Raw genomic sequence first — 22,201 nt, forward strand, 5'->3', positions numbered from 1 at the left:
CCGTCGCACTTGAATTCCGGGCGTTTGCGGGGGTAGCAAGGCGAGAGCTCTTGAGGGCGCGCCGCCCGCCGCGCCAGTTGATTCGGCCGTATCTGACAGGATTTCGATGACCGCACGTTCCAGCCTCACGATCGTGCTCGCCGCCGGCGAAGGCACGCGCATGCGCTCACACCTGCCGAAAGTGCTGCATCCGGTGGCCCACCAGACCTTGCTTGCCCACGTGCTGGCCGCGGCACCCAAGGGAACCGGCACCTCGCTCGCGGTCGTGATCGGCCCCGACCATCAGGCTGTTGCGGACGAGGCAAGGCGCATCAGGCCCGACGCGCTCACCTTCGTGCAGGCCGAGCGGCTCGGCACCGCGCATGCGGTGCTGGCGGCACGCGAGGCGATCGCACGCGGCGTGGACGATCTCCTGATTGCGTTCGGCGATACGCCCCTGATTTCGGCCGAGACCTTTGCGCGGCTGCGCGCGCCGCTCGCCAGGGGCGCCGCGATCGCCGCGCTCGGCTTCCGCGCCGCCGATCCAACGGGGTATGGCCGCTTCATCGTCGAGGGCGAACGTCTGGTCGCGATCCGCGAGCAGGCCGATGCGAGCGCCGAAGAGCGCAAGATCGATCTGTGCAACGCCGGCGTGATGGCGATCGACGGTCGCCGGGCGCTCGCGATCCTGGACAAGATCGGCAATGGGAATTCCAAGGGCGAATATTATCTGACCGATGCCGTCGGCATCGTCCGCGAGCAGGGATGGGAGTCCGTGGTGATCGAGACCAGCGAGGACGAAGTGCGCGGCATCAACACCAAGGCACAGCTCGCCGAAGCCGAAGCCGTGATGCAGGCCCGCTTGCGGAAAGCTGCGATGGAGGCCGGCGTCACGCTGATCGCGCCCGAGACCGTTCATCTCGCCGCCGACACGGTGTTCGGCAAGGACGTCACCATCGAGCCTTTCGTGGTGATCGGCCCCGGCGTGTCGATCGCCGACGGCACCGTGATCCATTCCTTTTCGCACATCGTGCAGACGACGCTGGGCAAGAACGTTTCGATCGGGCCCTATGCGCGTTTAAGGCCCGGCACCTCGCTCGGCGACGGCGCGCGCATCGGCAATTTCGTGGAGACCAAGGCGGCGACGCTGGGAGCCGGCGTGAAGGTCAATCATCTCTCCTACATCGGCGATGCCACCGTCGGCGCCAATTCCAACATCGGCGCCGGCACCATCACCTGCAACTACGACGGCTTCAAGAAGCACAAGACTGTCATCGGGCAGGGCGCCTTCGTCGGCACCAATTCCTCGCTGGTCGCCCCCGTGAAGATCGGCAACGGAGCCTATATCGGCTCCGGCTCGGTGATCACGAAAGACGTCCCTGACGATGCCATGGCGCTGGAGCGCAACCAGCAGACCATCCGCGAAGGCGGCGCTGCGCGCTATCGCGAACTGAAGACGGGCGGCAACAAGACCGAGAAATAAGCGGGGCTAGTCGTCGTCGGCGACGTCCGAGACCATCGCGCGCGTCAGGCGCCAGCCGCGCGGCCTGGCACGCTTTGCCGGTTCGCCGGCGGACCGCGTGGCGAGGGCGGGCTTGCTTTCCTTGCCGCGCTCCATGGCGCGCAGGGGCGGCGGCCAATGCGCAAGGTGCGTGCCTGTGGTCTCGCTGGCGCGCACCAAAGTCGATGACAAGCCTTTGCGGTCGGATGAGCCCTTCATGGCCATAACTCCCTGAAGGGGAACCGTTGGCCAATTTGATTGACAAGGAGTTAATCGACGCGGTTTAACGCCGACAATTCGACGCGGTCGAGCAGGCCACGCTGTGCTGTCTCAATTAGCAATAATTATTGAGTATCTGTTTTCTTAGCAAATTCGCTAAGAATCGAGCGCGTCGTTTAGGCGATTTTTCGACGATTTGGGGGATAGTGATCCGCATGTGCGGGATTGTCGGCATTCTCGGGCGCGAACCGGTTGCAGAGCAGCTGGTGGATTCGCTCAAACGTCTCGAATATCGCGGCTACGACTCGGCGGGCGTCGCCACGCTCGAAGGCAAGCACCTCGAGCGCCGTCGCGCCGAAGGCAAGCTGAAGAATTTGGAGGCGCTGCTGCGCGCCGAACCGCTCCAAGGCACGACCGGCATCGGCCACACCCGCTGGGCCACCCACGGCAAGCCGACCGTCAACAACGCCCATCCGCACGCGACCGAGCGCGTCGCCGTGGTCCACAACGGCATCATCGAGAATTTCCGCGAGCTGCGCGCGGAGCTCGAGAAGAAGGGCACGGTGTTCCACACCGAGACCGATACCGAGATCGTGCTGCATCTCGTCGACGATCTCCTGAAGCGGGGCAACAAGCCGGTCGAAGCGGTCAAGCTGGCGCTGGGGCGCCTGCGCGGCGCCTTCGCCCTCGGCTTCATCTTCGCCGGCGACGACGACCTCCTGATCGGCGCTCGCAACGGACCGCCGCTGGCGATCGGCTATGGCGACGGCGAGATGTATCTCGGCTCGGATGCCATCGCGCTCGGCCCGTTCACCGACACGATCAGCTATCTCGAAGACGGCGACTGGGTGGTGCTGACCCGCAAGAGCGCCGATATCTTCGACAAGGACGGCAATGCCGTCCAGCGCGACAAGATCAAGCATGCCGCCTCGACCTCGCTAGTCGACAAGGCGAACTACCGCCACTTCATGGCGAAGGAGATCCACGAGCAGCCGGAAGTGGTCGGCCACACCTTGGCGCGCTACGTCGATATGGCGACCGAGCGCGTCTCGCTGCCGGTCAAGCTGCCGTTCGACTTCAAGGACATCCAGCGCATCAACATCACGGCGTGCGGCACCGCGAGCTATGCGGGCTACGTCGCCAAATACTGGTTCGAGCGCTTTGCGCGCGTGCCGGTCGAGGTCGATGTCGCCTCCGAATTCCGCTACCGCGAAGCGCCCTTGCGCAAGGGCGATCTCGCCATCTTCATCTCGCAGTCGGGCGAGACCGCTGACACGCTGGCGGCGTTGCGCTATGCCAAGGCCGAAGGCGTGCACACGGTCGCCGTCGTCAACGTGCCGACCTCCACGATCGCCCGCGAGAGCGAGACCGTGCTGCAGACGCTCGCCGGACCCGAGATCGGCGTCGCCTCGACCAAGGCCTTCACCTGTCAGCTCATGGTGCTGGCGAACCTTGCGATCGCGGCCGGCAAGGCTAGAGGCGAATTGTCCGACGAGGACGAGACCAGGCTGGTCCACGGCCTCGTCGAGGTCCCGCGCCTGATGGCGGATGCGCTCACCACCGAGCCGCAGATCGAGAAGCTCGCGCACAGGATCGCCAAGTCCCGCGACGTGCTCTATCTCGGCCGCGGCACCAGCTTCCCGCTTGCGCTCGAAGGCGCGCTGAAGCTGAAGGAGATCTCCTATATCCACGCCGAGGGCTATGCCGCCGGCGAGCTGAAGCACGGGCCGATCGCGCTGATCGACGAGACCATGCCTGTCGTCGTCATTGCGCCTTACGACCGGGTGTTCGAGAAGACGGTGTCCAACATGCAGGAGGTCGCCGCCCGCGGCGGCAACATCATCCTGATGACGGACGCGAAGGGCGCGGAAGAGGCGACCGTCGAGTCCCTCGTCACCATCGTCATGCCCGACATGGCGGCGGCTTTCACGCCGATGGTCTATGCCGTCCCCGTGCAGTTGCTCGCCTATCACACGGCTGTCGTGATGGGGACCGACGTCGACCAGCCGCGCAACCTCGCGAAATCGGTGACCGTGGAATAGGCAAAGGGGATATCAATCGGTCGCGGTCTTCCAAAACCTGCTAGAAGACCCTAGCTTGTGTGCTGCGACCGACCTGGAACCCGAATGAACCCCCGCGACGACGCGCCTGCGCCTCTTGATCCGCTCCCGGAACCGCATACCGGCCTGATGGGCCGCTTTCGCAACTATTTCCTGACGGGCCTCGTGGTGACGGGGCCGATCGCGATCACCCTGTATCTGGTCTGGTGGTTCGTCACCTGGGTCGACGGTGTGGTACGGCCGTTCGTGCCGCTGGCCTATCGTCCGGAAACCTATCTGCCGTACGTCATTCCCGGCTGGGGACTTGTTGTCGCATTCTTCATGCTGACGCTGGTCGGATTCCTCGCCGCCAATCTGATCGGCCGGACGCTGGTCGATGTCGGCGAGACCTTCCTCGGCCGGATCCCGGCGGTACGCGCCATCTATCGCGGCCTGAAGCAGGTGTTCGAGACGCTGTTCTCGGGCAAGGGTTCGAGCTTCCGCAAGGTCGGCCTGGTCGAGTTTCCGTCACCGGGCATGTGGTCGATCGTGCTGATCTCGCAGTCGCCGAACGAAGAGGTTGCGCGCAGCCTGCCGGGACAGGAGGAGCATGTCTCGGTGTTTCTGCCCTGCTCGCCGAACCCGACCACGGGATTCTTCTTCTACGTGCCCAAGAGCAAGATCGTCGAGGTCGATCTCAGCACCGAGGATGCCGCGACCCTGATCATGTCGGCCGGCGTGGTGCAGCCAGGCGCCGCACCCGACACGAAGAAAGCCGCCGCGCTCGCGGGCATGGCGCATGCCGCGCGCATCGCCAATGCGGCGGCGCTCCAGCCCGAGCCTGCGAAGGTGGAGTAGGGCCATTCCCCTGCGGGATGGCCGCGGTCACGCGCACATCGGCATCCTCTGCTAGTCTCCGGTTGAACTGAGCGCCTCGCTCGGCGTTCGATCTGGAGTGCACGATGTCCAAGACCATTGCGATCCTCGCGCCCGGCGCCATGGGCAGCGCCGTCGCCCGCCGCCTCAGTGAGCATGGCGCGCGGGTGTTGACGTCGTTGGACGGGCGGAGCGAGGCGACGCGCAAGCGCGCAGCAGACGCCGGCATGGTTGGTGCCGATGACGATGCGATCGCGGACGCCGACATCATCCTCTCGATCGTACCGCCGGGCGAAGCCGTCGCGCTGGCCAAGCGGCTGGCGGCTCTGATCGTCAGGCGCGAGAAGAAGCCGGTCGTGGTCGATTGCAATGCGGTCAATGTCGATACCGTGCGTCTAATCGAGGAGATCATCGGCTCGGCGCAGGCGCCGTTCGTCGATGGCGGCATCATCGGCTTTCCGCCGCAGCCTGGGGCCAAGAGCCCGGCCTTCTACATGTCCGGCGAGCACGCCAGGGACGTCGCAGTGCTGAAGGATTTCGGCCTCGACGTCCGCATCGTCGAAGGCCCGGTCGGCGCGGCGTCCGCTCTGAAAATGTCCTACGCCGGCATCGTCAAAGGCCTCGCCGGCATCGGCTCGGCCATGGTTGTCGCAGCGACGAAGGCGGGCGCGGCGGACGCGTTGCACGACGAACTGGCGCTGAGCCAGCCCGCCATCCTGGCGCGGCTCGAGGTCGCGCTGCCTGACATGATTCCGAAGGCCTACCGCTGGGTCGCGGAGATGCGGGAGATTTCCGGCTTTCTCGGGCCCGACCATCCCGCCAGCCAGATCTACGAGGGCTTCGCGCGCTGGTTCGAGCATCTCGCCGAGGATGCGAATGGCGACGCCAAGGATGCTGACCTGATGAGGGCCTTCGCTGTGGGTATCGCGCGGACGAAAACCTGACGTCGCCGAACCCATCTGTTATTGATCTTGCGGGCGCTGTTCTGCTGTCTTGGGAGTTCGAATGAGAGTGCTGGTGATCGGCGCGGGCGCGCTGGGCGGCTATTACGGTGCTTGCCTCGTGCGAGCAGGCCGAGACGTGAGCTTTCTTGTGCGCGAGAAGCGGGCGGAGCAATTGCGGCGGAACGGACTCCAGGTCGTCAGCCCGCACGGTGACTTCGCCGTGCAGCCGAAGCTTCTTGCGGTCGGCGATCTCAGGGAGCCGTTCGATGTCGTGCTCGTCGGCGTGAAAGCCTACTCGCTCGATGACGCGATGAGCCAGTTTGCGCCCGCCATCGGCCCGAGCACGATGGTTCTTCCCATTCTTAACGGCTTGAAACATATCGACGCTCTGACCGTCAGGTTCGGCGCCGCACACGTTCTCGGCGGGCTCGCGAATGTCAGCGCCGGGCTCGATGCGGATGGTCGTGTCGTTCACTTCATGGCCAATCAAACGATCGTCTTCGGTGAGGTCGGAGGCGCACTCAGCGAGCGTGCGCTCGCGCTGGAGAAACTGCTCCAGGTCCCCGGTATCGACGTGCGTGCCAGCGAAGCAATCATGCAGGACATGTGGGAGAAATTCGTCCAGCTCTCGACGCTCGCCGGCATCACCTGCCTGATGCGCGCAAGCATCGGAGACATCCTGGCCGTGCCCAACGGCGAGCAGTCCATTTTTCGCCTGTTTGCTGAATGCTGCGCGGTCGCAACTGCTTCGGGTTTCGAGCCGCGCGCCCCGTTCATCGAGTTCGACCGAAAGCTCTTCACGACGCTGGACTCGCCGCTCAAGGCTTCGATGCTGCGCGATATCGAGCGCGGTTCGATCACCGAGGCGGAGCATATTCTGGGCGATATGGCCAATCGAGCCCGTACGCTCGGCATCGAGACACCGCTGCTGGATCTGGCTCGCGCGCATGTGGCGGCTTACGAAGTCGGGCGACGAAGGGCAGGGGCTAACCCGCCCCGATCAGCGGGATCGCTTCGTCGCGCTCGTACAGATACAAAAGGCAGCGCAGCGCCTCGCCGCGCTCGCCCTTCAGCTTGGGATCGTCCTTGAGGATCCGCAGCGCCTCGTCTCTCGCTTGGGTGATGAGCTGGCCGTGGACCTCGGAGCGCGCGATGCGGTAGCCGGGCAGGCCGCTCTGGCGCACGCCCAGCACGTCCCCTTCGCCGCGCAGCTTCAAATCCTCCTCGGCGATGCGAAAACCGTCGGTGGTCTCGCGGATCACCTTCAGCCGCGCCTTCGACATCTCGCCGAGCGGTTCCGAGTAGAGCAGCAGGCAGGTCGAGGCCTCCGAGCCGCGTCCAATCCGGCCGCGCAACTGGTGCAACTGAGCAAGGCCGAAGCGCTCGGCATTCTCGATCACCATGATGGTCGCCGCCGGCACGTCGACGCCGACCTCGACCACGGTGGTCGCGACCAGGAGGCCGATCTCGTGGGCGGCGAACTGGCCCATCACGCGGTCCTTCTCGGCTCCTTTCATCTGGCCGTGGACGAGGCCGACGCGCTCGCCGAACCGCTTCTGCAGGCTCTCGAAACGTTTGGTCGCGTTGGTGAGGTGCTCGGTGCCTTCGGCCTCCGACTCTTCCACCAGCGGGCAGATCCAGTAGACCAGCTTGCCGGCCTCCAGGGCCCGGCCGATGCTGTCCGTGACCTCGGCGAGGCGGCTGATCGAGATGGTGCGGGTTTCGATCGGCTGGCGGCCGGCGGGCTTTTCTCGCAGCTCGGAGATGTCCATGTCGCCGAAATAAGTCAGCACCAGCGTGCGCGGGATCGGCGTCGCGCTCAGCACCAGCACGTCGACCGCCTCGCCCTTGGATGTCAGCGCGAGCCGTTCGCGCACGCCGAAGCGGTGCTGCTCGTCGACGATGGCGAGGGCGAGATCGTGGAAGATCACGTCGTCCTGGATCAGCGCATGGGTGCCGACGAGCAGGTCGATTTCGCCGGCTTCGAGCTGCGCCAGCAATTCACGCCGCTCCTTGCCTTTCTCGCGGCCGGTGAGGATCGCCACCCGTATGCCGGCCCGTTCAGCGAGAGGGGCGATGGTCTTGATGTGCTGGCGCGCCAGGATTTCGGTCGGCGCCATCAGCGCCGCCTGCTTGCCGACTTCCGTGACGGCTGCCGCAGCCAGCAGCGCGACCACGGTCTTGCCGGAGCCGACATCGCCCTGCAGCAGCCTGAGCATGCGTACGGGCTGTTGCAGATCGCTGGCAATCGCTGCGGCCGCGTCGCGCTGGGACACCGTCAATGCATAGGGCAGGGCGTCGATGATCTTGTTGCGCAGGTGACCGTCGCCGGCATTGCGCACGCCGGCCGGCCGGCGCAGCTGCGCCCGGATCAGCGCGAGCGCGAGCTGGCCGGCCAAAAGCTCGTCAAAGGCCAGGCGCGACCAGAATGGCTGATCGGGCAGGATGTCCGTCAACTCGACCGGTTGATGGACGCGGTTGAGCGCCTCAGTGATCGGCGGGAAATTGCAGCGGCGCATCACCTCCGGGCTGATCCATTCGGGAAGAGCCGGAAGCTTCAGAAGCGCCTGCGCGACCGCACGGCGCAGCGAGCCGAGCGCGAGGCCCTCCGTCAGCGGATAGACCGGATCGATGCCCGACAGTTTCGAGATCGCTTCCTCGTCCAGCACGCGATCGGGATGCACCATCTGCGGGATGCCGTCGTACATCTGCAGCGTGCCGGAGACATAGCGCTTCTCTCCGATTGGCAGCAGCTTTTCGACATAGCCGGGCTTGGCGCGGAAGAAGGTCAGCACGACGTCGCCGGTGTCGTCGCTGGCGTAGACCAGATACGGCGCGCGCGCGCTGCGCGGCGGCGGCGGGCGGTGGCGGTCGACGGTGACCTCCAGCGTCACCATGGTTCCGACCGCCGCGTCGCGGATCTTCGGCCGGGCGCGGCGGTCGATGACCTGGCTCGGCAGATGCAGCAACAGGTCGACCAGCCGCGGCGTCTCGCTGCGGCTGAGCAGGTACTGCAGCAGCTTGTCCTGTTTCGGACCGACGCCGGGCAGGCTGGTCACGGGGGCAAACAGCGGATTGAGCAGGCTGGGGCGCATCAGGGGAATCTAGGATTGTTCATCGCCGTCATGCCCGGCTTTATGCCGGGCATCCACGTCTTTTTTCGGCCCGACGTGGACCGCCGGGACAAGCCCGGCCATGACGGATTGGAGGGACGAACTGCCGCAACAAAGTGCTGACATGGGCGGTCCCAATGGCTATATCACCCCGGCCCGGCACGTCCGGGCTTTCGGCGTTTGACTGGATTTGAGACATGACGGGAACGACACGATCGAGTGACGGGCTGGACAATCGCCGCAAGCGGCTGCTGTTCCGCTGCTGGCACCGCGGCACGCGCGAGATGGACCTGATCCTCGGCCGCTTTGCCGATTCCGAGATCGGCAATTTGTCCGACGCGGAGCTGACCGAACTCGAGACCCTGCTCGAAGAGTCCGATCCCGACCTCTATGCCGCCATCACCGGCGACAAGGTGCTGCCAGCTGCTGTCACCGGCGCGCTGTTTGCCCGCATCAAGGCGTTCCCGATCACGGACGGCAATCTATGAAACCTGGGTTGAAGTCGCCGGCCGAGCTGCTCACGCCCGGCCGCGCGGTCACGCTTGCCAATGTCGCTGAAGGCGCCGAAGGCCTGGTGGTCTCCGATCTCGCCCGGGCCATCGCGGCGCGGCCGAAAAAGCCGGCCGTCAGTCTTGCCGTGGTCTGCCGCGATGGGGCACGGATGCAGCAGCTCGAACGCGCGCTGCAATTCTTCGCGCCCGATCTGCCGGTGCTCCAGTTTCCGGCCTGGGACTGCCAGCCCTATGACCGCGTCTCGCCGCATGGCGGTATCCTGGCGCAACGTCTGACCACGCTGGCGCGGCTGGCCTCGCTCACCGGCAGCGACAAACCGCTGATCGTGCTGACCACGGTGAACGCGGTGGTGCAGCGCGTGCCCGCGCGCGAGCTCGTCGCGGCGCAGGCGCTGTCGGTTGCGCCCGGCAACGTCGTGCCGATGGACACCATCGTCGCCTGGCTCGAGCACAACGGCTACAACCGCTCCTCGACCGTGCGCGAGCCCGGCGAATATGCCGTGCGCGGCGGCATCCTCGACCTGTTCCCCGCCGGCCTCGATCAGCCGGTACGCTTCGATTTCTTCGGCGACAGCCTGGAATCGATCCGCACCTTCGATGCCGAGACCCAGCGCACGCTGCTCGACATGCGCGCGCTCGACCTGGTGCCGATCTCGGAATTCCAGCTCGTCACCGACACCATCCGCCGTTTCCGCATGGGCTATGTCGCCGAGTTCGGCGCGCCCGAGCGTGACGACGCGCTGTACGAGGCCGTCAGCGAAGGCCGCCGTCATCCCGGCATGGAGCACTGGCTGCCGCTGTTCCAGGACCGGATGGACACGCTGTTCGACTATCTGCAAGGCGCAGCCGTCGCGATCGAACCGCAGGCCGAGGACGCCGTCCGCGAGCGCTTCAAGCAGATCCAGGACTATTACGAGGCACGCCGCGACGCGATGGAGCATCCCGGCGGCGGCGCTATCTACAAGCCGCTGCCGCCTGACAGGCTCTATCTGACCGAGGACGAGTGGGCCAAGCGCCTCGCAGACGTCCCGCTGGCGCGGTTGACGCAGTTCGCCGTGCCGGCCGACGGCATTTCGGTCGTTGATGCCGGCGCCCGCAAGGGCCGCGACTTTGCGCCCGAGCGCAACGACAGCACGGTCAACGTGTTCGAGTCCGTCGTCGCGCATGTCATGGGCCTGCAGGCAAACCGCAAGAAGGTCGTGATCGCACTCTGGAGCGAAGGCTCGCGCGACCGCATGACCTCGATGCTGCGCGACCACAAGCTCGCTCACACCACCAGCGTCAACGCCTGGCGGACGGTGCAGGCGACTCCGCGCAACGAGACCATGCTCGCCGTGCTCGGCCTGGAGGCCGGTTTCGAGACCGACGAGATCGCGCTGATCAGCGAGCAGGACATTCTGGGTGACCGCCTGGTGCGGACGCGCAAGGCCAGCCGCAAGCTCGACAATTTCATCTCGGAGATCACGAGTCTCACCGCGGGCGACATCGTCGTCCACGCCGATCACGGCATCGGCCGCTTCGTCGGCCTGCAGACGCTCGACGTCGCCGGCGCGCCGCATGACTGTCTCGAGCTGCATTATGCCGCCGAGGCAAAACTGTTCCTGCCGGTCGAGAACATCGAGCTGCTGTCGCGCTACGGCTCCGACCAGACCACGGTCGAGCTGGATCGTCTGGGCGGCTCCGGCTGGCAGACCCGCAAGGCAAAACTCAAGAACCGCATCCGCGAGATCGCGGGCGAGTTGATCAAGATTGCCGCCGCGCGCCATCTGCACGAGGCGCCCAAGCTACCGGTGCAGCAGGGCATCTATGACGAGTTCTGCGCACGCTTCCCCTATGACGAGACCGAGGATCAGTTAGGGGCGATCGAATCCACGCTGAAGGACCTCGAGCTCGGTCGTCCGATGGACCGGCTGATCTGCGGCGACGTCGGCTTCGGCAAGACCGAGGTGGCGCTGCGCGCCGCCTTTGCCGTTGCGCTCGAAGGCAAGCAGGTCGCGGTCGTGGTGCCGACCACGCTACTGGCGCGTCAGCACCACAGGACCTTCACCGAGCGCTTCAAGGGCTTTCCGGTGAACGTGGCGCAGGCTTCGCGCCTGGTGCCGACCAAAGAGCTCAATTTGGTCAAGAAGGGCATCGCGGACGGCTCCGTCGACATCGTGGTCGGTACCCACGCGCTGCTCGGCAAGGCGATCAAGTTCCGCGACCTCGGCCTCGTCATCGTCGACGAGGAGCAGCACTTCGGCGTCACGCACAAGGAACGGCTGAAGGCGCTGCGTGCCGAGGTGCACGTGCTGACCCTGTCGGCGACGCCGATTCCGCGCACGCTGCAACTGGCGCTGACCGGCGTCCGCGAGCTCTCCATCATCGCCTCGCCCCCGGTCGACCGCCTCGCAGTGCGCACCTTCGTCGCCCCGCACGATCCACTGATGATCCGCGAGGCGCTGCTGCGTGAGCGTTACCGCGGCGGCCAGGCGTTCTACGTGGTGCCGCGCATCGACGACCTCGCCGAGGTCAAGGACTTCCTCGACAAGAACGTGCCGGAGATGAAGGTCGCGGTCGCACACGGACAGATGCCGCCCGCCGTGATCGAGGACATCATGACGGCGTTCTACGATGGCAAGTTCGACATCCTGCTGTCGACCACGATCGTGGAATCCGGCCTCGACATCCCCAATGCCAACACGCTGATCGTGCACCGCGCCGACATGTTCGGCCTTGCACAGCTCTATCAGCTGCGCGGCCGTGTCGGTCGTTCCAAGCTGCGGGCCTATGCGCTGTTCACGCTGCCGGCGCAGCAGAAGATCACCGCGCAGGCCGAGCGCCGGCTCACCGTGCTGCAATCGCTGGAGACGCTGGGCGCGGGCTTCCAGCTCGCCTCGCACGACCTCGACATCCGTGGCGCCGGCAATTTGCTCGGCGAGGAGCAGTCGGGCCACATCAAGGAGGTCGGCTTCGAGCTCTATCAATCGATGCTGGAGGAGGCGATCGTCAACCTCAAGGCCGGCGTGTCCGAGCCAGCCGCCGACCGCTGGTCGCCGTCGATCACCATCGGCATGCCCGTGCTCATTCCGGAGGATTACGTCGGCGATCTCTCGGTGCGGCTGTCGCTGTACCGGCGTCTGGCCGATCTCGACAGCGAAGAGGAGATCGAGAACTTCGGTGCCGAGATGCGGGACCGCTTCGGCGTGCTGCCGGACGAGGTCCGCTACCTCTTCAAGGTCGCCGCGATCAAGGCGTTCTGCCGCCGCGCCAATGTCGGGAAGATCGATGCCGGCCCGAAGGGCGCCGTCATCGCCTTCCGCGACAATTCCTTCGCGCATCCCGACCGCCTGGTGTCGTTCATCCGCAGCTACGGCCAGGCCGCCAAGGTGCGGCCCGACATGAAGGTGGTTTTCCTGCAGGACTGGGAGACGCCGGAAGAGCGTCTCGTCGGCACCACGGAGATCATGCGCCAGCTGGCGCAGCTCGCTGAGAGCAAGAAGGCGGCGTGATCACTTGTTTCGATGCCCGAGGCGACGCAGCCAAGCGATGCGGAGGGGCGTCGATTCCGGCAACGAAATGATCACTTGCGGAATGGCCGAACAGTCCCTATGTTGTGTTCATCGAGTTTCGGCCGAACGACTTGGCCTCGCCGCTTTCGAGCGCGCCTGACTGACGACCCTCCCTCCAGATCTCGACGACACCGAACGTGCTTTTCAGCGCGGTCAAACGCTTATCTATCTTAAAGGACGACCCCCATGACGACGGGAACTGTGAAGTGGTTTAACAGCCAAAAGGGTTTCGGATTCATTCAGCCCGACCAGGGCAGCCAGGATGTGTTCGTTCACATCAGCGCCGTTGAACGCGCCGGCATGAATACCCTCAACGAAGGGCAGAAGGTTTCATTCGAAATCGTTGCAGACCGCCGCACCGGCAAGTCTGCTGCTGAAGATCTGCGCGCCGCATAGGCTGCCGCAATCGCCATGACGTTGCTTTGACCACGGTTGTACTGGCAAAGCTTCTGATTTCTGGACCCGCGACCGTTCACCGGCCGCGGGTTTTTTGCGCCCGCTGCCACTCATCGCGAATGAGAATGCGAATGGTGGCATTCCGCGCAAAGATCCCCATATGGACTCCATGAGCAATTGGCAGAAGTCGACCACGCGACAAGCACCCATGACCAAGGCAGAGCTCCGGCTGATGCTGACGGAAGCGGTCCGCAATACGCAGCCCGGCCTTGACCCCAAGTACCTGTCGAAAGCCAGGAAGATCGCCGCAGGGACGGTTCCCGCCGATCCAGCATCCGGGTTCGCCGTACCGGCTCGCTGAGCCCCGAGAAGGAGCAGCATGCGCAAGCTTCCCCTGCCCACCGAGCAAGAGCTTCGAGAGGGGCCCCAGGCAGTGTCCTTTCAGATCGCGAATGGGAACGCGCGGCAGAGTTGTCTTCTGCAAACCAATTTCCCCACCAAAGTGCAGGCGCAGAGATACCTTCTGGCGAATTGGCCGGCTGTCGAGAAGATGGCGCGCGACGCTCTCGCGATGGGAACCGTTGAGAACGGCCAGATCAAGCTCATGATGATTTGAGCGTTCGAGCTCCGACGGCATCGAACGCTGGCGGATGATTACGACGCCGCCCGCGACGCGTCCGCCGAAAGACGCCCGAGCAGCGACCGCGCCGTGTCCGACGGCGACAGCGAATCCACACTGACGACGGGATCGCTGCGCATCTCGTGCTTGCCGTTGGAGGTGTGCCGCATCACCGCCGAGAGGCGGCGGGCGATCATGTGGGCGGTGCGGAAGTCGGTTTCCGCGAACACGACGATGACCGAGCCGTCCTTCTGCGCGGCGCCGAAATCCATCTGCCGCATCAGCCGGCTGAGGATGCGGGCGGCATCGAGCTGGGCGCGGGAATTGCCGGGGTCGAAGGCGAAGCGTGCGACCGACAGGCCGCCGCCGCGGGCCAGCGTCTGCTCCACCGCCTTGGCAAAATCGCGGGCGAAGGCTTCCACCGTCAGCAGGCCGCTGCGCGGATCGAGCCAGCCGCCGGCGTCGATCGAGCGCAGCGTGCGGCTCAATTGCGCTTCCATCGCGTGTTGGCGGATCAGCGGCAGCGCGTTGGCCGCGACCTTCGCCGGCTCGCCCGGGATCAGTTCGAGATTGGGCAGGTCGTAGCTCTGCGTCAGCTGGTGCGCGGTGAGGATCACGGGCAGGCTGCGGAAGCGGGTGTCCTCGGCGAGCACCGTGAGAAAGGCGTCGGTGACGCGGGGGGTAAAACCTTCGGCGAGTACGACGCCGTCGAGGTCACGGGTGTTGAGGTGTTTGGCGGCGGCCTCGATCGAGAGCGCACCGATGACACCGGCGCGTTCACCGAGCGCGACGGAGAGCGCAGGGTAAGCCGCGCCGCGGCCGATCAGGAGCACGGTGGCATCGCGGGCGGGATCGCCCTCCGGCAACGCGACCTTCACTTCCGGCAGCCGGCGCAGCACCGTGGCATCGAGCGTACGCACGCGCAGAGCGGCGCGAAGCCGCGCGATCAGGCGGTCGGAATTGCCGCTACGCGAGGAGAAGGGCAGGGCGTTGGGGGGCAGCGCGCCTGAAGCATCGAGGGCCACGAAGGGAAGGTAGGGCGACTGGTCGGCGATCTTCCTTGCGAGCGGCGCGATATGCGGCTCGTAACCGCCGGATATCTGGGCGAGAACGACGGCCGGCTGGACCTGCTCGACCGCGCGCGCTGCGCTGGCCCAGTCGGTGTCGACGACGGGAAAGAGCCGGGCCTCGTCCAGCGCCGCGATGAAGGGCGGCCGCTCGGCATTGGACACAAACAGGATCGGGCCCGCCTGGGACATTCGACAAACTCTGATCACGCGACAGATGCCGTGCAATCTAGTTTGGCCGCCTTAATGCGGCGTCAACATACCAGGCGAAACTGCGCCTAGGCCGGGCCGGAGCGGTCGCGAAAAGCCTCGACCATCAAGGGGTTAAGCCCGAGCTCGCTGAGCGCCTCGCGGGCCCGGGTGTTGTCTTGGGCGCGTCCGGCCAGCCTGTGGCCGGAAAGCCGGTCGGGCAGCGCGGTGAGCAGGGCGCCCTGGCCTAGCCGGCGGGCCCATTCCTGGAGGTCGTTGGAGAGGAAGCGGTAGCCGCCGACGGCCATGATGCCGGAGGGGGGTGCGGTAATGCAGATCGCGCCGCTCGGGCGGTCGAGCCGCGCGGCATAGCCGGTGTCGACATAGTCGCGCGGCGGCTGCGCGATCAGCGTGTCGCCGACCGGCTGCGGCGGCGCATAGGCCGCGATCGGCACCATCGCGCCGCGCAGGCCGAGCGTGCCCTTTGGCGTCAGCAGGATCTCGCCGGCAATGGACGAGCCGGATTGCTCGCGAGGGGCGCCGTGCGGCCCGGGCATCACCGGCACAGGCATGCCGTCCTCGCCGCGACGGGCGCCGAACAGCCCGGCCTCGCCGAACAGGTAGACGTCGGTCAGCGGCGCATGCGGAGCGATCCAGGCATCGCTTGCCGCCACCTGCTCGGGCGCGCGCCAGAGGCCGATGACGTTGCGCAAGGACGGCATTCGCGCCGCCAGGTCGGCATCGCCGAGGCGCAACGCAAGCTGTGCAGGCGCAATCAGCACGTCGCATTCATGCTCGTTGACCTGCCGCTCCAGCACCTCGTTCTCGAACGGGTGATGCAGCGCCAGCGCACCGCCGGAGAGCAGCCACACCGCGAGCGAGGAGGCGAGGCCTGCGAACGACATCGGCGTGAACGCCGCCATCACGGTCGCGCCCTGCCTGATGTCGGCTTCCAGCGACATCGCAAGGCCGCCGGCGATCAGGCTGAAATGCGGTCGCGGCACCGGGCGAAAGCCTTCCGCCGTGACGTCGAAGGAGATCATCGCCGCCTTGCGGCCGTCCTGGATCACGGCGCGCGTGGTGCCGGGCGGGCGGGCCAGCACATCGTCGAGCGAGGCCATACCTTCGGGCAGATCGGTGCCGAAGCCGCAGACGTGACGGATCGAGAAGGCTTCGGCGGCCGCATGCATCGCCAGATCGGCATAGCTGACGCCGTCGACCGTGCTCATGGTGACGATGGCGCGCGCCGCGGTGCGATTGAGCGCAGCGGTCAGTTCCGCATGCCGCCACAGCAGTGGCAGCACCGCGACGACGAGGCCGGCGCGATGGGCGGCGAGCACGGTGAGCACGAACTCGACCGTCGCAGGCAATTGGATCGCGATGACGGAATTGGCCGGCAGGCCCGATTCGACGAAATAGGCCGACAGCGCCTCGATCGCCGTGTCGGCCTCGGCATAGGTCATCCGCCGCGGCTGGTGCCCGGTCACGCGGGGCTTGTTGAGGGGATCGAGCAGGGCGAGCGCGTGCGGCTGCCGTATCAGCGTGCGCTGAAACAACGTGTCGAGCGTCGGCGATATGGCTGGCTGGTTCACGGCGTCACTTTGCTTGATGAGCTTGCGGCTGCCCTTTCGACCACCAGGTCTCCGGCAAATAGCCCGAGAGCGAGGTGGTCTTGGGCCGTTCTATCCGATTCCACCGCGCGATCCATTGCTCGGATACGTTAAACAGGGGGATTGTGTAGAAGCCCGCGATCAGGGCGCGGTCGAGCGCCCGCACCGACGAGACGAAATCCGTATGTTCACGGGCCTCGAGCAGGGCGGCGATCATGGCATCGACCGCGCCATCCCTGGCGCCCATGTAGTTGCGGGTCCCCGGATTGTCGGCCGCAGCGCTGCCCCAATAGAAAGATTGCTCGTTGCCGGGCGACAGCGACTGGTCCCAGCGGTTCTGGATCATGTCGAATTCGTAAGCGAGCCGGCGCTGGTCGAACTGCACGGGATCGACGGATCGCACGCTCGGCTCGATGCCGGCGCGCTTGAGGTCGCGCTGGAACGCAAGCGCGATCCGCTCCTGGTCGCGGGTCGTGACCAGGATCTCGAAGGTGAAGGGCGCTTTGGTCGCGCGGTTGCGCAGCACCGTGCCGTCGAGCTCGTAGCCGGCCTCCGACAACAGCTTCAGCGCCGCGCGCAGCGTGGTGCGGTCGCGTCCCGAGCCGTCGGTCACCGGCAAGCGGTAGCTGCCGTCCATGATATCGGGCCGAATTTGCGCCGCGAAGGGTTTCAGCAGCTCGCGCTCGCGCGCGTCCGCAGGCCGGCCATAGGCCGACAGGTCGGAGCCGGCGAAATAGCCGGCCACGCGCGAATAGAGCCCGAAGAAATAGTTGCGGTTGACCAGCTCGAAATCGAACAGCAGCGTCAGCGCCTGGCGGACGCGGATGTCGGCGAATAGAGGGCGGCGGGTATTGAAGACCAGGAATTCGGATGGCTGCGGCAGGCCCGGCTTGAAGGTATCGCGGATCACCTCGCCGCTTTTGGCAGCCGGAAAATCGTAGCCCTCGTGCCAGCGCAGCGGCTCGTGCTCGATTCGGAAATCGTAGAGGCCGCGCTTGAAGGCTTCGAACTGGCCGTTGGCCTCGCGAAAATAGTCGAGGCGGATCTCGTCGAAATTGTAGAGCCCGCGGTTGATGGCGAGGTCGCGGCCCCAATAGTCGGGATTGCGCGTGAGCGTGACGCTCGCGCCGGGCCTCACCGCGGTGACGCGATAGGGCCCGGAGCCGATCGGGCTCGCCAGCGTCGTCTCCTCGAAGGTCGCGACGTCGACCGCGTGCTTGGGCAGGATCGGCATCAGGCCGAGGATCAGCGGCAGCTCGCGATCGTTGGCGCCTGCGAGGTCGAAGCGGACGGTGAGGGGATCGGCAGCTTCGGCCCTGGCGACTTTGGCGTAGTACTGCCGGTGGTTGGGGCGGCCGTGATCGCGCAGCAGCTGCCAGGAGAACAGCACGTCTTCGGCCGTGACCGGCGTGCCGTCGGAGAAACGGGCGCGCGGATCGAGGCGGAACGTGACGAAGCTCCGCTCGTCGTTGGTCTCGACGCTCCTGGCGAGCAGTCCATAGAGCGTGAACGGTTCGTCATTGCCGCGCGCGAGCAGGCTCTCGACCACGTAGCCGCGCATCTGCTGCACGGCCAATCCCCTCACGATGAAGGGATTGAGGCTGTCGAAGGTGCCGAGGACACCCCAGGTCAGGCGGCCGCCCTTGGGGGCATCGGGATTGGCATAGGGCATGTGGGTGAAATCGGCCAGCATGGCCGGCTTGCCGTGCATCGCGATGGCATGGGCTTCCTCGGCCCGCGTGCTGCCAGCGGACAGCCCGAGCGAGAGCGCTGAGGCAAGGACGCAAAGGCGGAGACCGGGGCCCTCGAAGAGGCGCAGGAACTTGAACATCGGCACACGTTGATTCGAGGACCGGCTGGCCTTGAATCCTATCACAGGGAATTTCACGGGGCGCAGCTGCGGATGTGGCCAAAGACGGTTGTCGGCATTGATCTTTTCGTCGGCCACGTTAAGAAGGCGGGCAATCGCGCAAGAGCGCCGAGCCCGTCACTTATCTGCCTCAATTGACGGGAAGAGAGCCGCGCCCAAGGCGGCCAGGCTCGGCGCTTCGGAGCGGTTCGGGCGCTTCCCGTTCAGAAAGGGTTTTCTGCAATGAATTTCCGTTACTTGGCCGCGTCCGTCCGGCCGCGTGGGCGACTTCTCGCCCTGTTGACGGCGACGGCGTTGGTCGTTCCGTTTGCCGCCGAGGCCCAGGCGCCGGCTCCGGGCGCGCCCGCGCCCAAGGCGGCTCCGAAAGCCGCTCCCAAGGCTGCTCCCAAGGCTCCGGCGCCCGCAGCGTCCCCGCAGGCCCAGCAGGCTCCGGCCCCGGGCGCTCCGGCGCAGCAGGGCGCGGCCCAGCCGGCTGATCAGCAGATCCAGCTGATCTACGCCCCCTGGACCAAGTTCTGTCTCAAGGGCCAGGATGCCAACGCCAAGCAGGTCTGCTTCACCGGCAAGGACGGCCGCATCGAATCGGGCCAACCGGTCATCGCTGCCGTCATCATCGAGCCGGAAGGCGAGCCCAAGAAGATCCTGCGCGTGACGCTGCCGCTCGGCATGCAGCTCGTGCACGGCACCCGGATCATCGTGGACAGCAACGCGCCGCTGCAGCAGCCCTATGTGATCTGCTTCCAGAACGGCTGCATGTCCGATTACGAGGCGACCCCCGAGCTCATCAACAGCATGAAGAAGGGCCAGAATCTCGTCGTCCAGGCGATCAACGCCAACGGCGCGCCGCTGACCCTGCCGCTGCCGCTCGCCGGCGAATTCCAGAAGGCCTATGACGGTCCGCCGACCGATCCGAAGGTGTTCGAGGAAAATCAGAAGAAGCTTCAGGAAGAGCTTCAGAAGAAGGCCGAGGAACTGCAGAAGAAGCAGCAGCAGAGCGGTGGCGCCGCCCCGGCGGGTCAGAAGTAATCGGCACCATATCCCCGACATGAGAAAGGCGCTCTATCGAGCGCCTTTTTTCTTGGCTGGCTGGTGGTGAAGAAAACCTAGTTCAGCGAGGGATTGCGGGGGCGATAGCCGCCGGTCTTGTCCTTGACGAAGATCTCGGCGACCTGGGAATGCCGGACCGGTTCGCCGGAATCGTCGGGCAGAAGGTTCTGCTCCGAGACGTAGGCGACGTATTCCGACTCCGCGTTCTCAGCGAGGAGGTGGTAGAACGGCTGGTCCTTGTGGGGCCGCACCTCTTCGGGGATCGACAGCCACCACTCCTCGGTGTTGTTGAATTCCGGATCGATGTCGAAGATCACGCCCCGGAACGAGAAGATCCGGTGGCGTACGACCTGTCCGATCTGGAATTTGGCGGTCCGCGCTTTAATCATTCCCCGTCGATAGACCAGGATTGTGGCCGATGCTAGTGGCCTCATCTGGAATTAACGTTCACTTTGGGGGCAGATAGCCCCCGAGTCTTCAGAAAACGCTTCATCAATGGTCGATATCCTCAATCTGGCGCTACCTTATTTCGGCTTGATCTTCGTCGGGTTCGCCTGCGGCAAGGTCAAGTCCCTGCCGGAATCGGGCCTCGCGTGGATGAACTTCTTCCTGCTCTACGTGTCGCTGCCGGCCCTGCTGTTTGCGATCATGTCGAAGACGCCGTTTTCGGAATTGAACAACCCGCCGTTCCTGGTGGCGACCACGCTGTCGACGGTTGCGGCGTTCACCCTGGCGCTGGTGGTCGGCAAGGTTCTGGGACGGCTGACGCTGCGTGAGGCGACGCTTGCAGGTCTCTCGGGCGGCTACGGCAATATCGGCTATATGGGGCCGGGGCTGGCGCTTGCGGTGCTGGGATCGAAGGCGTCGGCGCCGACCGCGCTGATCTTCTGCTGCGACAGCATCTTCCTGTTCACGATCGTGCCGCTGTTGATCGAGCTGTCCGACCGCGATCATCCCTCCATCGTGCATGCGTTCGGCGTGGTGCTGAAGCAGATCGTGCTCAACCCGCTGATCATGTCGGCCTGTTTTGGCGCGGCCTTCGCATCGCTGCACATCGAGATGCCCGTCGCGCTCGATCGCACCATTACCTTCCTGCAGAACGCGGCGGCCCCGACTGCGCTGTTCGTGCTCGGCGTGACCGTGGCGCTGCGGCCGTTCGACCGTGTGCCATGGGAGGTGCCCGGCGTGATCGCGATCAAGCTGCTGTTCCATCCGCTCGCGGCATTCGGGCTGATGCTCGCGTTCGGCCCGTTCGCGCAGCCCTGGGCTGCGACCGCCGTGCTGATGGCCTCGCTGCCGCCGGCGCTGAACGTATTCGTCATCGCCCGGCAGAACGATGCCTGGATCGAGTCTGCTTCCGTGGCGATGCTGCTCGGGACGTTTGCGTCGGTGGTCACGCTGACCAGCGTGATGTGGCTGCTTCAGAGTGGCCGGCTGGCATTCCCGTGAGCGGCTCTACCTTCGCCAGGTCGGCGTCAGGCCTTCGCGCATCGCAAAACGGCGGAGCGGGCCGATGGCGCCGAGCAGGTGCATGCCGACGGCGCGGACCGGCTGCAGCGGCAGGAAATCGTTGAGCAGCGAGCGGTTGGCGATGTCGATCGCAAAGGTGCGGCTCAGGATGTCCGGGCGACGTGCGCGGTCGTAGCGCTTGAGCACCTCGTCCGCGCCCGGATCCTCGCCGGCGGCAATGGCTTCGGCCGCGAGCCGTGCGATATCGGCGGCATCGCGCAGGCCGAGATTGAGGCCCTGGGCACCGATCGGCGGGACCACATGGGCGGCTTCGCCGACCAGAGCAATGCGGTCGCCCCCGAAGGATTTCGGACGTTCGATCGCCAGCGGGAACAGGTTGCGGCCGGGCTCGACCGTCATGCGTCCCAGGATCGAATGCGACTGCTTCTCGATCGCGGCCGACAACTCGGCGTCGCTGAGGCCACGGAGCCGTTCGGCCTCGGCAGGCGCCGAGACCCAGACGATGCTGGAGCGGTCGCCGGGCAGGGGTACGAACACGCAGGGACCGTGCGGCGTGTGGAACTCCGTCGAGACATTGCGGTGTGGCCGCGTGTGAGCGACGTTGAAAGTCAGCGCGGTCTGTGTCAGTTCGCGCCGCGTCACTGCGATGCCGGCAGCTTCCCGGCACAGCGAATGGCGGCCGTCGGCGCCGACCACGAGGCGAGCCGAGAGAAACCGTCCGGACGCGGTGCGGATCGCGACGTCATCGGATTCGATCACGATGCTCTCGGCCTCGTCGTCGAGGCGGACGAGGGTGGGCAGCTCGGCCGCGCGCTCCTCGAGCGCCAGCATCAGTGAACGGTTGTCGATGTTGTAGCCGAACGCGTCGAGGCCGATTTCGTGGCAGGAGAACCGGACCTCAGGGGCGCGGAACAGCCGGCCGGTGTCGTCGACGAGGCGCATGACCTCGAGCGCGGCGGCCTTGCCGTTGCAGCGCGGCCAGACGTCGAGGGACTCCAGGAGATCGACGGAGGCGCCTAACAACGCTGTGGTGCGGTTGTCGGCATAGGGCACACGCCGCGCCACCAGCGCGGTCCGTGCACCCGCTTGCGCCAGTGCAATGGCCGCTGCGAGTCCAGCCGGTCCGCCGCCGATCACGGCCGTGTCATGCATTGTCGATGCGTCTGTCATGGAAAGACAATTGACACGCTCGGCGACAA

Annotated in this window: 19 protein-coding genes; 12 read left to right on the top strand and 7 right to left on the bottom strand. The window is 65.8% G+C overall.

From position 1 onward, the window contains the following. The first annotated feature begins 106 nt into the window (after positions 1-106). Positions 107-1,462, top strand: a complete 1,356-nt coding sequence (gene glmU, locus IVB24_RS21230) for a bifunctional UDP-N-acetylglucosamine diphosphorylase/glucosamine-1-phosphate N-acetyltransferase GlmU (RefSeq protein ID WP_166469302.1) — start codon at positions 107-109, stop codon at positions 1,460-1,462. 6 nt (positions 1,463-1,468) lie between these two features. Here the strand turns inward: glmU and IVB24_RS21235 are convergent, their stop codons facing one another. Then, complete coding sequence (locus IVB24_RS21235) at positions 1,469-1,699, bottom strand: hypothetical protein (protein WP_247768482.1); 231 nt, start codon at positions 1,697-1,699, stop codon at positions 1,469-1,471. A 215-nt stretch (positions 1,700-1,914) separates the two neighbouring features. Between IVB24_RS21235 and glmS the strand changes: the two genes are divergently transcribed. From glmS to panE, 4 genes are all read left to right on the top strand, one after another. Then, positions 1,915-3,741 carry a glutamine--fructose-6-phosphate transaminase (isomerizing) gene (gene glmS, locus IVB24_RS21240; protein ID WP_247768484.1) on the top strand — a complete coding sequence of 609 codons (1,827 nt, stop codon included), beginning with the start codon at positions 1,915-1,917 and terminating at the stop codon, positions 3,739-3,741. An 84-nt stretch (positions 3,742-3,825) separates the two neighbouring features. Beyond that, positions 3,826-4,596 carry a DUF502 domain-containing protein gene (locus tag IVB24_RS21245; RefSeq protein ID WP_094973984.1) on the top strand — a complete coding sequence of 257 codons (771 nt, stop codon included), beginning with the start codon at positions 3,826-3,828 and terminating at the stop codon, positions 4,594-4,596. A 104-nt stretch (positions 4,597-4,700) separates the two neighbouring features. After that, complete coding sequence (locus IVB24_RS21250) at positions 4,701-5,558, top strand: NAD(P)-dependent oxidoreductase (protein WP_247768486.1); 858 nt, start codon at positions 4,701-4,703, stop codon at positions 5,556-5,558. 61 nt (positions 5,559-5,619) lie between these two features. Further along, positions 5,620-6,648: a 2-dehydropantoate 2-reductase gene (gene panE, locus IVB24_RS21255; RefSeq protein WP_247768487.1), complete on the top strand. Its 1,029-nt coding sequence runs from the start codon at positions 5,620-5,622 to the stop codon at positions 6,646-6,648. Here the strand turns inward: panE and recG are convergent. Further along, a complete protein-coding gene (gene recG, locus IVB24_RS21260; RefSeq protein WP_247768489.1) occupies positions 6,545-8,653 on the bottom strand; it encodes an ATP-dependent DNA helicase RecG in 2,109 nt (702 codons plus the stop codon). The genes panE and recG overlap by 104 nt on opposite strands. Before the next feature lie 215 nt (positions 8,654-8,868). On the opposite strand from recG, the gene IVB24_RS21265 reads away from it, so the two are divergent. The 5 genes from IVB24_RS21265 (at position 8,869) to IVB24_RS21285 (ending at position 13,746) form a co-directional block, all read left to right on the top strand. Next, positions 8,869-9,159: a succinate dehydrogenase assembly factor 2 gene (locus IVB24_RS21265; RefSeq protein WP_166475134.1), complete on the top strand. Its 291-nt coding sequence runs from the start codon at positions 8,869-8,871 to the stop codon at positions 9,157-9,159. Continuing rightward, on the top strand, positions 9,156-12,674 hold the full coding sequence (mfd, locus tag IVB24_RS21270; protein ID WP_247768491.1) for a transcription-repair coupling factor: 3,519 nt from the start codon (positions 9,156-9,158) through the stop codon (positions 12,672-12,674). The genes IVB24_RS21265 and mfd overlap by 4 nt, the downstream gene beginning before the upstream one ends. Positions 12,675-12,920: 246 nt before the next feature. Continuing rightward, complete coding sequence (locus IVB24_RS21275) at positions 12,921-13,130, top strand: cold-shock protein (RefSeq protein WP_028144554.1); 210 nt, start codon at positions 12,921-12,923, stop codon at positions 13,128-13,130. A gap of 208 nt (positions 13,131-13,338) precedes the next feature. Continuing rightward, positions 13,339-13,491, top strand: coding sequence for a hypothetical protein (locus IVB24_RS21280; RefSeq protein ID WP_247768493.1), 153 nt, complete (start codon positions 13,339-13,341; stop codon positions 13,489-13,491). An 18-nt stretch (positions 13,492-13,509) separates the two neighbouring features. After that, positions 13,510-13,746 (top strand): hypothetical protein, encoded by a 237-nt coding sequence (locus IVB24_RS21285; RefSeq protein ID WP_247768495.1) that lies wholly within the window; start codon positions 13,510-13,512, stop codon positions 13,744-13,746. A gap of 38 nt (positions 13,747-13,784) precedes the next feature. Here IVB24_RS21285 and IVB24_RS21290 read toward each other — a convergent pair whose 3' ends face one another. The 3 genes from IVB24_RS21290 to IVB24_RS21300 form a co-directional block, all read right to left on the bottom strand. Beyond that, positions 13,785-15,008 carry a GGDEF domain-containing protein gene (locus IVB24_RS21290; RefSeq protein ID WP_247768498.1) on the bottom strand — a complete coding sequence of 408 codons (1,224 nt, stop codon included), beginning with the start codon at positions 15,006-15,008 and terminating at the stop codon, positions 13,785-13,787. A gap of 86 nt (positions 15,009-15,094) precedes the next feature. After that, positions 15,095-16,597: a class I adenylate-forming enzyme family protein gene (locus IVB24_RS21295; RefSeq protein WP_247768500.1), complete on the bottom strand. Its 1,503-nt coding sequence runs from the start codon at positions 16,595-16,597 to the stop codon at positions 15,095-15,097. A 4-nt stretch (positions 16,598-16,601) separates the two neighbouring features. After that, positions 16,602-18,446 (bottom strand): extracellular solute-binding protein, encoded by a 1,845-nt coding sequence (locus IVB24_RS21300; protein ID WP_247774144.1) that lies wholly within the window; start codon positions 18,444-18,446, stop codon positions 16,602-16,604. 261 nt (positions 18,447-18,707) lie between these two features. Between IVB24_RS21300 and IVB24_RS21305 the strand changes: the two genes are divergently transcribed. Beyond that, entirely contained in the window at positions 18,708-19,511 is an 804-nt protein-coding gene (locus tag IVB24_RS21305; protein WP_094973973.1) for an invasion associated locus B family protein, read from the top strand. Between the two features lie 77 nt (positions 19,512-19,588). Here IVB24_RS21305 and hspQ read toward each other — a convergent pair whose 3' ends face one another. After that, a complete protein-coding gene (hspQ, locus tag IVB24_RS21310; protein ID WP_094973972.1) occupies positions 19,589-19,921 on the bottom strand; it encodes a heat shock protein HspQ in 333 nt (110 codons plus the stop codon). A 106-nt stretch (positions 19,922-20,027) separates the two neighbouring features. Between hspQ and IVB24_RS21315 the strand changes: the two genes are divergently transcribed. Next, entirely contained in the window at positions 20,028-20,981 is a 954-nt protein-coding gene (locus IVB24_RS21315) for an AEC family transporter (RefSeq protein ID WP_247768502.1), read from the top strand. A 6-nt stretch (positions 20,982-20,987) separates the two neighbouring features. On the opposite strand, the gene IVB24_RS21320 is transcribed toward IVB24_RS21315, so the two are convergent. Beyond that, entirely contained in the window at positions 20,988-22,172 is a 1,185-nt protein-coding gene (locus IVB24_RS21320; protein ID WP_247768503.1) for a UbiH/UbiF family hydroxylase, read from the bottom strand. Positions 22,173-22,201 lie beyond the last annotated feature (29 nt).

Origin of the sequence: Bradyrhizobium sp. 192 (genome assembly GCF_023100965.1) — a bacterium.
GTDB lineage: Bacteria > Pseudomonadota > Alphaproteobacteria > Rhizobiales > Xanthobacteraceae > Bradyrhizobium > Bradyrhizobium symbiodeficiens.

What these genes read in the sequence shown, in the direction of transcription:
- glmU (WP_166469302.1), top strand. Translation starts at nt 107, where the DNA reads ATGACCGCACGTTCCAGCCTCACGATCGTGCTCGCCGCCGGCGAAGGC.
- IVB24_RS21235 (WP_247768482.1), bottom strand. Translation starts at nt 1,699, where the DNA reads ATGAAGGGCTCATCCGACCGCAAAGGCTTGTCATCGACTTTGGTGCGC.
- glmS (WP_247768484.1), top strand. Translation starts at nt 1,915, where the DNA reads ATGTGCGGGATTGTCGGCATTCTCGGGCGCGAACCGGTTGCAGAGCAG.
- IVB24_RS21245 (WP_094973984.1), top strand. Translation starts at nt 3,826, where the DNA reads ATGAACCCCCGCGACGACGCGCCTGCGCCTCTTGATCCGCTCCCGGAA.
- IVB24_RS21250 (WP_247768486.1), top strand. Translation starts at nt 4,701, where the DNA reads ATGTCCAAGACCATTGCGATCCTCGCGCCCGGCGCCATGGGCAGCGCC.
- panE (WP_247768487.1), top strand. Translation starts at nt 5,620, where the DNA reads ATGAGAGTGCTGGTGATCGGCGCGGGCGCGCTGGGCGGCTATTACGGT.
- recG (WP_247768489.1), bottom strand. Translation starts at nt 8,653, where the DNA reads ATGCGCCCCAGCCTGCTCAATCCGCTGTTTGCCCCCGTGACCAGCCTG.
- IVB24_RS21265 (WP_166475134.1), top strand. Translation starts at nt 8,869, where the DNA reads ATGACGGGAACGACACGATCGAGTGACGGGCTGGACAATCGCCGCAAG.
- mfd (WP_247768491.1), top strand. Translation starts at nt 9,156, where the DNA reads ATGAAACCTGGGTTGAAGTCGCCGGCCGAGCTGCTCACGCCCGGCCGC.
- IVB24_RS21275 (WP_028144554.1), top strand. Translation starts at nt 12,921, where the DNA reads ATGACGACGGGAACTGTGAAGTGGTTTAACAGCCAAAAGGGTTTCGGA.
- IVB24_RS21280 (WP_247768493.1), top strand. Translation starts at nt 13,339, where the DNA reads ATGACCAAGGCAGAGCTCCGGCTGATGCTGACGGAAGCGGTCCGCAAT.
- IVB24_RS21285 (WP_247768495.1), top strand. Translation starts at nt 13,510, where the DNA reads ATGCGCAAGCTTCCCCTGCCCACCGAGCAAGAGCTTCGAGAGGGGCCC.
- IVB24_RS21290 (WP_247768498.1), bottom strand. Translation starts at nt 15,008, where the DNA reads ATGTCCCAGGCGGGCCCGATCCTGTTTGTGTCCAATGCCGAGCGGCCG.
- IVB24_RS21300 (WP_247774144.1), bottom strand. Translation starts at nt 18,446, where the DNA reads ATGTTCAAGTTCCTGCGCCTCTTCGAGGGCCCCGGTCTCCGCCTTTGC.
- IVB24_RS21305 (WP_094973973.1), top strand. Translation starts at nt 18,708, where the DNA reads ATGAATTTCCGTTACTTGGCCGCGTCCGTCCGGCCGCGTGGGCGACTT.
- hspQ (WP_094973972.1), bottom strand. Translation starts at nt 19,921, where the DNA reads ATGATTAAAGCGCGGACCGCCAAATTCCAGATCGGACAGGTCGTACGC.
- IVB24_RS21315 (WP_247768502.1), top strand. Translation starts at nt 20,028, where the DNA reads ATGGTCGATATCCTCAATCTGGCGCTACCTTATTTCGGCTTGATCTTC.
- IVB24_RS21320 (WP_247768503.1), bottom strand. Translation starts at nt 22,172, where the DNA reads ATGACAGACGCATCGACAATGCATGACACGGCCGTGATCGGCGGCGGA.